The sequence below is a fragment of the Paraburkholderia sp. SIMBA_027 genome, from assembly GCF_046535315.1.
Classification (GTDB): domain Bacteria; phylum Pseudomonadota; class Gammaproteobacteria; order Burkholderiales; family Burkholderiaceae; genus Paraburkholderia; species Paraburkholderia tropica.
Window position 1 is genome coordinate 1 of sequence record NZ_JAWRWY010001149.1, and the last position, 253, is coordinate 253.

Consider the following 253-nt stretch of genomic DNA (forward strand, 5'->3'; position numbering starts at 1 on the left):
GGATCATGGTCATTACGCGCATCTTCGAGTTCTTCGAGAACTGGATCAAGCCCTTCGCCCGAAAGGACGATCTGCGGCCGCCCGAAAACACATTCGCCTTCATCTGGTTCTATATTTCTCAGGCCAAGGCGCCGTTTTTCGCGATGCTGGTGCTGGGCGGGCTGACGGCGGCCATTGAGGCGGCGCTGTTCTGGTTCGTCGGGCGGCTGGTGGATATTCTCTCGACCGTGAAACCGGATGAAGGCTGGGCCGG

The 253-nt window shown here is 59.3% G+C and carries 1 pseudogene; it reads left to right on the plus strand.

The annotated features are described in order from the left end of the window. A pseudogene (locus SB764_RS42745) lies at positions 1-253 on the plus strand (hypothetical protein); the annotation flags it as partial.